Annotated in this window: 9 protein-coding genes and 2 rRNA genes; 7 read left to right on the top strand and 4 right to left on the bottom strand. The window is 38.7% G+C overall.

All coding sequences use genetic code 11. From position 1 onward, the window contains the following. The 4 genes from ACH8JV_RS04995 to cysK all read left to right on the top strand — a co-directional run. Positions 1 to 237: ribosomal RNA gene (locus ACH8JV_RS04995) — 23S ribosomal RNA — on the top strand; the annotation flags it as partial. Positions 238 to 415: 178 nt separating this feature from the next. Next, positions 416 to 530: ribosomal RNA gene (gene rrf, locus ACH8JV_RS04990) — 5S ribosomal RNA — on the top strand. Between the two features lie 147 nt (positions 531 to 677). Then, positions 678 to 1,220, top strand: coding sequence for a GNAT family N-acetyltransferase (locus tag ACH8JV_RS04985; RefSeq protein WP_396520000.1), 543 nt, complete (start codon positions 678 to 680; stop codon positions 1,218 to 1,220). A 148-nt stretch (positions 1,221 to 1,368) separates the two neighbouring features. Beyond that, positions 1,369 to 2,367: a cysteine synthase A gene (gene cysK, locus ACH8JV_RS04980; RefSeq protein WP_396519998.1), complete on the top strand. Its 999-nt coding sequence runs from the start codon at positions 1,369 to 1,371 to the stop codon at positions 2,365 to 2,367. 51 nt (positions 2,368 to 2,418) lie between these two features. On the opposite strand, the gene ACH8JV_RS04975 is transcribed toward cysK, so the two are convergent. From ACH8JV_RS04975 to ACH8JV_RS04960, 4 genes are all read right to left on the bottom strand, one after another. Continuing rightward, complete coding sequence (locus ACH8JV_RS04975) at positions 2,419 to 2,916, bottom strand: lytic transglycosylase domain-containing protein (protein WP_396520020.1); 498 nt, start codon at positions 2,914 to 2,916, stop codon at positions 2,419 to 2,421. 403 nt (positions 2,917 to 3,319) lie between these two features. Then, a complete protein-coding gene (locus ACH8JV_RS04970; protein WP_396519996.1) occupies positions 3,320 to 3,532 on the bottom strand; it encodes a DUF2798 domain-containing protein in 213 nt (70 codons plus the stop codon). A 4-nt stretch (positions 3,533 to 3,536) separates the two neighbouring features. Next, on the bottom strand, positions 3,537 to 4,103 hold the full coding sequence (locus ACH8JV_RS04965; protein WP_396519994.1) for a flavodoxin family protein: 567 nt from the start codon (positions 4,101 to 4,103) through the stop codon (positions 3,537 to 3,539). 18 nt (positions 4,104 to 4,121) lie between these two features. Beyond that, entirely contained in the window at positions 4,122 to 4,607 is a 486-nt protein-coding gene (locus ACH8JV_RS04960; RefSeq protein WP_396519992.1) for a DUF2938 domain-containing protein, read from the bottom strand. Between the two features lie 81 nt (positions 4,608 to 4,688). On the opposite strand from ACH8JV_RS04960, the gene ACH8JV_RS04955 reads away from it, so the two are divergent. The 3 genes from ACH8JV_RS04955 (at position 4,689) to ACH8JV_RS04945 (ending at position 9,094) form a co-directional block, all read left to right on the top strand. Next, a complete protein-coding gene (locus tag ACH8JV_RS04955; RefSeq protein WP_000351000.1) occupies positions 4,689 to 5,093 on the top strand; it encodes a helix-turn-helix domain-containing protein in 405 nt (134 codons plus the stop codon). A 147-nt stretch (positions 5,094 to 5,240) separates the two neighbouring features. Continuing rightward, on the top strand, positions 5,241 to 6,500 hold the full coding sequence (locus ACH8JV_RS04950) for an esterase-like activity of phytase family protein (RefSeq protein ID WP_396519990.1): 1,260 nt from the start codon (positions 5,241 to 5,243) through the stop codon (positions 6,498 to 6,500). Between the two features lie 215 nt (positions 6,501 to 6,715). Further along, positions 6,716 to 9,094 (top strand): YgiQ family radical SAM protein, encoded by a 2,379-nt coding sequence (locus ACH8JV_RS04945; RefSeq protein WP_031947130.1) that lies wholly within the window; start codon positions 6,716 to 6,718, stop codon positions 9,092 to 9,094. The last annotated feature ends 91 nt before the right edge of the window (positions 9,095 to 9,185 follow it).

Genomic DNA, 9,185 nt, shown 5'->3' with positions numbered 1-9,185 from the left:
AGAGTGGACGAACCTCTGGTGTACCGGTTGTGACGCCAGTCGCATCGCCGGGTAGCTATGTTCGGAAGGGATAACCGCTGAAAGCATCTAAGCGGGAAGCCTACCTCAAGATAAGATTTCCCTAGGACTTTATGTCCTCTAAAGAGCCGTTCGAGACTAGGACGTTGATAGGTTGGATGTGGAAGCATAGTGATATGTGAAGCTGACCAATACTAATTGCTCGTGAGGCTTGACTATACAACACCCAAGCAGTTGTATATAAAGCATCAATCGATTCATAAATCTACAAATAAACTTGATTTAGTTATTCCACTAGATAAAATGAACAAATCAGATTCAATCAGCCCAATCTGTAAAGATTTGGAAAACGCTTCGGCAGTCAATAAGACCAAAGCAAGTATCCATAAACAGTTGTGCTGGCGACCATAGCAAGAGTGAACCACCTGATCCCTTCCCGAACTCAGAAGTGAAACCTCTTAGCGCTGATGGTAGTGTGGGGTTACCCATGTGAGAGTAAGTCATCGCCAGCTCATTATTCCAAACACCCCAGTCTCGAAAGAGGTTGGGGTGTTTCTTTTATGCGCGGAATAAATATAAAACTCACTGTAATAAAAAAACATTTCATAATATTCCCATATTTGCTTAATCTATAAATAGTTAAATTTGAGTTTTCATCTATGCAGTTCAAAATTATCGCAGCCCAAGATCTAGATAAAAATCAACGTCATCAGATTGCTGAGTTATGTTTTTCTGCTTTTGATGAAGATCCTTGGAGCCAATATGCTTTTATGCAAAAAGCTATTCATGTCGTTGGTATATTGGACAATCAAATTGTTTCACATGCCTTATGGACGGATAGAGTTTTTACTATAAATGGTAGCTTCGATGTAAAAACAGCTTATGTAGAGTATGTCACCACTGATTACACGATGAGAGGTAAGGGGCTTGCATCACAATTATTAAAATATTTAGTTGAAGCATTAACTGACTTGGAATATGGACTTGCTGCATTACAACCAGAAGATGAAGCATTTTATAAAAAATTAGGCTGGACTACTTGGTGGGGTGATTTGTACATCAAACAAGATGCATCTACTTATCTGACTGATGATTATGAAATTATGCTATATCCTTTGAGTATCCATATGAAAGATCTACTATCACACCGTTCAGAGGACGATAGTATTTGCGCAGAATGGCGAGAGGGTGAGGTTTGGTAGTTCTAATAATTTAATAAATTCATTTTTTTATTCTGTCTAAACTAGATGTAGCTGTCATTTTTCGTATTACTTAACTTTTTCTACTTTCCTGTTTATTAGACAAGCCTATAATGATTCAGAATCATTCCAAATCTAATAAGGATATAACATGTCTACCGACCAGCAATTTCCAACTCCTAACAATTTAGGTATCGCGGTATATTCCAATAATGCCGAAGCTATTGGTAATACACCTTTAGTACGTATTAACCGTTTGATTAAAACGGACGCAACCGTATTAGCAAAAGTGGAAAGCCGTAACCCTGCATTTTCTGTGAAATGCCGTATCGGAGCGGCACTTATTGCAGATGCAGAGAAACGCGGTGTATTAAAAGAAGGTATGCATATTGTTGAGCCAACCAGTGGTAACACTGGTATTGCATTGGCATTTGTTGCTGCGGCAAAAGGTTATCCAATTACTCTAACTATGCCTGCAAGTATGAGCCTTGAGCGCAGAAAAGTACTGAAAGCTTTAGGTGCTAATTTGGTTTTAACTGAACCTGCAAAAGGTATGAAAGGGGCGGTTGATGAAGCGGTACGATTAGCAACTGAGCAACCAGATGTTTATTTCTTACCACAACAATTTGAAAACCCAGCAAATCCGCAAATCCATGTAGACACAACCGGTCCTGAAATTTGGCAAGCTACAGGTGGACAAGTTGATATCTTGGTTGCTGGCGTAGGTACTGGCGGTACGATTACAGGTATTTCTCGTTATTTTGAACAGGTTCAAAATAAACCATTGTATTCAGTAGCTGTTGAACCTGCTGAATCTCCAATTATTACTCAAACTAAAAATGGTGAGAACATTACACCTGCACCGCATAAAATCCAAGGAATTGGTGCAAACTTTATTCCGAAGAATCTTGATTTGGACCTTGTGGATGAAGTCTTACCAGTGACTAGCGAAGAAGCAATTCAATGGGCGAGAAACTGTGCAACCCAAGAAGGTATTCTAGTAGGTATTTCAAGTGGAGCTGCATTAGCAGCCGCTGCTAAAATTGCAGAGCGTCCTGAAAATGCTGGTAAAACCATCGTTGTTATTCTGCCAGACAGTGGGGAACGTTATTTGTCTTCTGTGTTATTTGAAGGTTTATTTGACGAATAAAATTAGTCGCATAAAAAGCCCATCTATTGATGGGCTTTTGTTTAAGCTTATTTATAAGGCACTTTTTAAATTTTTTTGATGATGCTTAATAGACCGAGCATATTTTTTCGCTTTGTGACGTGTCCAGAAGCTTCGCTCATATCCTGTTGGTCCAACATTATAATAGGCCGTAGCTTTAAACCAGCTATCTGCGGTTTGATAGTAATGATTTAAAATATAAGCACCACATTGGATGTTTGTAGATTCATCATGCAAATTACCAGCACAAGTTTGTTGCCAATAGCTTGGAATAATTTGTGTTAAACCAACAGCCCCAGTCGGAGAACGGGCATTACTATTATAGTTCGACTCTTGTCTGATAACTGCCGCGAGTAAAAGTGGAGGAACATTATATTTGTCAGCACTTTGAATAATCATAGGAGACAATCGATTCGCTGTACTCGGTGGAACGGAATAAGCTTTTTGTAAACCAGATGATAGCTTATTTGAACGCCAAGTAAATGAGCCACTATTAGGGCCTAAGCTTGTACATCCTGTCATGATGATCATCAAGAAAATTATGAAAAATTTCAGACCAAGGATGTGTAATTGTGATGGTTCAAAACGATTTTGGGTTAAAGATGGGGTAAGCAAAATACAAAACCAATAATGAAGTTTCAAATAAAATGATGGTATTTAGCCGTACTTATCGGATCAATATAAGTTCTGTTGCTCAGCACATCTAAAAAGTAAGAATTTTGTATAATTGAAATGAAAAAACCCCGACATCCTGTCGAGGTTCCTTCGTATTCAGCTTTATGTAGCTAACTCCTGTCAACTACCGCTTCCTGCGTTCTTATTCTTCTTCAATGAGACATCCTGTCTCTCTATGATTTATATATTATGAAATAATACTAAAGCTGAATATCCGCAAATCACCGCAATTTTTGTACGTTTTAACTTACAGATCAACTTACTTAAATACGATGTCGACTAGTTTCTGGGCGATAGGGGCACAAATCAATACACTTGGAAAAGCTAATATCCATGCAATAATCCAAGCTGATACCCACAATGAAACGAAGTGATGATTTAGTCCTACTACTTTAAAAGTGGAAACACCTGAAACAATAAAAGACATCATTCCCGATAAAATTAAGAGGAATAAAAGTTTCTGTACTTTCATGGTTTTATATTCCTTGATAAGCACTTAAGGTCAATGCAAAATTTTCTCCAAATTGTTGAGCAGTTTTAATATCCCCTTCATCAAACCTATCGGCATTACTGCCATGTTCGGCCTGAGCCATTAAGCCTGACCACGAACCGAGACGATTGGCTGCTTGAGTATAAGGAATACCTTGGTGTTGCTCGGGTAGAATCGGGTTGCCGACCCATAACATGCCGTGTTGCATACAAAAGGTAAAAATGGAAATTAACGTCGATTGTTTATCACCAGCGGGAAGAGAGGAAACGGTAAATCCAGCTGCTAGCTTTCCCTTAAAGTTCTGCTTTTTCCATAATGGACCCGTTGCATCCATGAGTTGTTTTAACTTGGAAGATACCCCCCCTAAATACGTAGGAGATCCCCAAATTAAACCATCATATTGGATAAGAGTCTCTGGGCTCTCGATAAGATCTTCGGCATTGAGCAGATCTACTTTAATATCTTTATGGATCAAAATACCAGTTTGAATTTGCTGAGCAATAAATTGGGTGTGGCCTTGGCGACTATAGTAAATAATGGCAACGGTTTTCATGAGTAGTTTCCTCTTTATTTAAAGTTGAAATAGTTTTGCAGTGAGATATAAGCCACAACCAAAAACACTATGGTTCATCAAACTTTTTAGGCGGTTCAAAAAAGGATGCGGGGTTTTTGACGAAGCAAAACCACTACCTATGGCTGGTTGCATAATAAAAAAGGGAATGAGAACAGTAACTACACCAAATAGTAGTGCTGAGTAAAATTGAGGATGAATGAGCCAATCTGAGCCGACAATGAGAAGAAAGCTCACTGCAAAGATCAACCCAACACTATAATGAGCAATCCAGCCCAATAAATATTCACCCTTAATTTGAGGGCTTTGAGCGATAGATTGATGGATGAGTTTTCCTTGAACTATCCAACCTACCCAGCGTCCGAGAAAGGCAAAATTTAAGGTCGGTATCTTAAATATTTTTAGTATTAACAGCCATATATCCATAATAACTGTTGCACCAACACCAAGACATAAAGCTTTGAAGAATAATGTGGAGGTATTCATTTTTACACCTTGCTTTTATACGTATGAAACGTGATAAATTTATTGTGCAAGTTCAAGTTCACTTGAAGTCAAGAGGTGATTATGGATATTGGTGAAGTTGCTAAAAAGGCAAAAGTCACAACCGCTACACTACGTTTTTATGAAGAGAAGGGACTAATTAAGTCGATTGGGCGGCAAGGTTTGCGTCGGCAATATGGTAAGCAGGTGCTTGATCAACTGGCACTTATTGCTTTAGGACGTGCTGCGGGTTTTTCTTTAAATGAGATCGCTACAATGTTTGGGCAAGATGGTAAGCCTGATCTTGATCGGCAAAAACTAAAAGATAAAGCTGAACAACTAGAGCAAATGGCAAAGCGATTACATTTTATTAGTCAAGGATTACAACATGCTGCTGTGTGTCCTGCTGAAAATCATATGGAATGCCCAACTTTTCAGAACTTTTTGAAAGCAGCAATTGCTGGAGAATATCAGCCAACAAAACTTTAATTAGCTTTACTAACAAGTTCAGTTTTCTATTGGGTGCTAAACAATAAGCTTGTCATATTTTCGCCATAAAGATTTCATATTTTTGAAGCAAAAACTTCATACAAGCTTGATTAAATTTGCTTAATTTTTTACCAACTGTATAAAATCATGAGCAAAAAAACTTTATTCGCATTATTATGCTGTGCCAGTTTAGGATTGACGGCATGTAATGATAATAACGATCAAGATCAAACATCACCTACTGAAAACGTTACCGAACCAACTTTAATTTCTTTTGCCAAATTGCCTGTAGAAACCTATGCTGCTGGCCCAGACTCTGGTGCATATGTAAAAGGTGCAAATGGAATTTATCCTCCATTTAAAGGCCAGCCTGTACAAGGTTTTTCTGCTGCATTAAAAAATGAAGATGGCAGCTATATGGCAATGGCCGATAATGGCTTTGGTACCCAAGATAATTCAGCAGACTTTTTACTTCGTATTTATAAATTAAAACCTGATTTCAAAACTAAAACCAAAGGTACAGGGCAGGTTACGGTACAAAGCTTTATTCAATTGCGTGATCCAAATAAGTTAATTACTTTTAATATCGTGAATGGTAACACGCCTGAGCGTTTATTAACGGGTGCTGATTTTGACCCAGAGTCAATGCAACGGACTAGCGATGGTACTTACTGGATTGGGGATGAGTTTGGCCCTTATTTACTTCATTTTTCAGCGGATGGTGTGTTATTAGATGCCCCAATTCCTTTACCAAATCCGTTAAATCCGACTCAAGAATTACGTTCACCACAAAATCAGTTTAATAAAGCACAAATTAATTTTGTAGAGCCTTTGGTTCAGCAAAGTGGTGGTTTTGAAGGAATGGCAATTTCACCAGATGGACAGTATCTTTACCCGCTTATAGAAAAGCCAATTAAATCAATTCGGGAAATGGAAAGACAATTACTGATTTCTCAATTCGATATTAAGAAAAAAGCCTATACAGGAAAATATTATTGGTTCCAGCTAGATAGTAAGGCAACCAACATTGGAGATTTCCAACTCTTTAATGATAAAGAAGGCATTATTATTGAGCGTGATGCAACTCAGAATAATTTAGGCGGATATAAAAAATTAATTCGTATTAAATTGAATGAGTCAGGCCAGCTAGTAAGCCGTGAAGATTTAGTCGATTTAATTAAAATTGCTAACCCGAATATGTTGTATGGCACAGCAAGAGCAGGGGATATTGGTACGGGACAAGTTTTTGCTTTCCCGTTTGAAACCATTGAAGATGTGATTATTGAAAATGGCACAACGCTTACAGTACTAAATGACAATAACTTCCCAGGGTCGACTGGGCGTAACGCAAAACTGGCTGATGATAATGAGATTATTCAAATTCGTTTGCCAAAAGCTTTGTTCTAATGCCTATAAATAAATTGTGTTAAGACTACGGCGGATTTTATTCCGCCGTATTTATTCCGAGAATAAAATATTGGATAAACTTTAATCAAATTAATTTCTATATTATTGTTTTCGTATGTTTTATAAACAAGGAAAATGAATGAAATTCATGTTAAAATGATCGGCTTTCATCTTTAGATGTCTCTCCTTCATCTGCTAGCCGAGATTCGCAAGCCATGTCTACCGCTTATACCATGCAAACTGCGCCAAAAGCGCTGTTTGATTACGACAAATATTGGGCGTCGTGTTTTGAACCAGCGCCATTTTTGCCGATGTCACGAGAAGAAATGGATCAACTCGGCTGGGATGCGTGTGACTTTATTTTAGTTTGTGGTGATGCTTATATTGACCACCCATCATTTGTATCGGGTGTGATTGGGCGTGTACTGGAAGCACAAGGTTTCCGTGTCGGAATTATTGCGCAGCCAGATTGGACCAATGTTGAAAGCTTCCGCGTTTTAGGTAAGCCAACAATTGCTTGGGGTGTAACCGCCGGTAATATGGATTCGATGATTAACCGTTATACGGCAGATCGTAAAATCCGTTCGGATGATGCATATTCTCCAAACAATGAACCAAATAAACGTCCTGACCGTGCTGCAACAGTTTATTGCCAACGTTGTCGTGAAGCATTCCCAGATGTACCAGTGTTATTAGGTGGTATTGAAGGTAGTTTACGTCGTATTGCGCACTACGATTATTGGTCAGATAAAGTCCGTCGTTCGATTTTAATGGACTCAAAAGCTGATTTGCTCATGTATGGTAATGGTGAGCGTGCCATTATTGATGTGATGCATCGTTTAGCTAAAGGTGAGAAAATCCACGAGATTACTGACGTTCGTGGTACGGCATTTATTATTAATAAACATAACAAAGCATCAAAAGCAAAGTTTGTTGAAGTTGCGAGTAATGATGTAGATACAGTTGGGCGTGTTGACCCAATTATTAACCCATATGTCATGACAGAAGATATTGATGGCTGTGAGGTTGAAAAAGAAAAGGGTAACTCTTTAGCTCAGTATCAAAACTTCCAAAAAGAGATTGTTGCAAATCCGATTGTGCGTGAAGGCGACAAACTCGATGACGACACTCAAATCGTTCAATTAAAGCCAGCACCGTCAAAAGCAATTAAACACAAATTACCACCACGAGAGTTAGCAGTCATTCGCTTACCTTCTTTTGAAGAAGTGGCAAATGATCAAGTGCTTTACGCGCATGCAAACCGTATTTTGCACCTTGAAACTAATCCTGGTAATGCCCGTGCATTGGTGCAACGCCATGGTGAACGTGATGTATGGATTAACCCACCTCCAATTCCTTTAACGACTGAGGAAATGGACTATGTATTTGATTTACCTTATGCACGGTTGCCACATCCTACTTATGGTGATGCTCGTTTTCCTGCATTTGATATGATCAAATTCTCGGTCAACATTATGCGTGGCTGTTTTGGTGGTTGTACATTCTGTTCAATTACAGAACATGAAGGTCGTATTATCCAAAACCGTTCGGAAGATTCGATCTTACGTGAGATTGAAAAAATCCGTGATACAGCACCAAACTTCACAGGTATTATTTCAGACTTAGGTGGCCCAACAGCAAACATGTACCGTTTGCACTGTAAAGATCCAGAAATTGAAAAGAACTGTCGTAAACCTTCTTGCGTTTATCCGGGCGTTTGTCAAAACTTGCATACCGATCATGCGCCATTAGTGCAGCTTTACCGTAAAGCGCGCGCAATTAAAGGTGTGAAGAAGATTCTCATTGGTTCAGGTTTACGTTATGACCTTGCAGTATTGAACCCTGAATATGTCAAAGAGTTGGTACAACATCACGTGGGTGGTTATTTAAAAATTGCTCCTGAACATACTGAGCAAGGCCCGCTATCTAAGATGATGAAACCGGGTATTGGTACGTATGATCGTTTTAAACAAATGTTTGACCGTTTCAGTAAAGAAGCAGGAAAAGAGCAATATTTAATTCCTTACTTTATTGCAGCACATCCGGGTACTTCAGATTATGACATGATGCACCTTGCGATCTGGTTGAAAAAGAATGGTTTTCGTGCCGATCAGGTACAGACTTTCTATCCATCACCAATGGCAACTGCAACCACCATGTATTATTCGGGCAAAAACCCGCTTGCTAAAGTCGCTCGTTATACTGAAAAGGTTGATATTGTAAAAGGTGAGAAACGCCGTCGTCTGCATAAAGCATTCTTACGTTACCATGATCCAAATAACTGGCCATTACTTCGTGAAGCTTTAAAAGAAATGGGCCGTGCCGATTTGATTGGTAATTCAAAGCAGCATTTAATTCCGACTTATCAGCCAAAAGGCACAGAAGGGGAATATAAATCTGCACGTAAGAAAAACTCGTCTACGGCAGGGGATTCGGTTAAACGAAATAATCAGCAAACAAATAATCATTCAAATCAGAAGCGTCCACAGAAAGGTCAAGTATTAACGCAACATACAGGTTTACCTCCTCGTGAAACAGGTGAGAAGAGACCGTTTGGTGGTAAAAGTAAACCAAAATCAAAAGCACGTGGATAATGATAAAAAAGGCTCTTAAACAGAGCCTTTTTTGTTTTTTACGAGGTTATTTAAATCGGATAGTGAGATTTTTTCAAATTTTTAGCCTAAA

It is taken from the genome of Acinetobacter sp. ABJ_C5_2, from assembly GCF_044538485.1.
Lineage (GTDB): Bacteria > Pseudomonadota > Gammaproteobacteria > Pseudomonadales > Moraxellaceae > Acinetobacter > Acinetobacter nosocomialis_A.
This window is presented reverse-complemented; position numbering and strand designations above follow the sequence as displayed.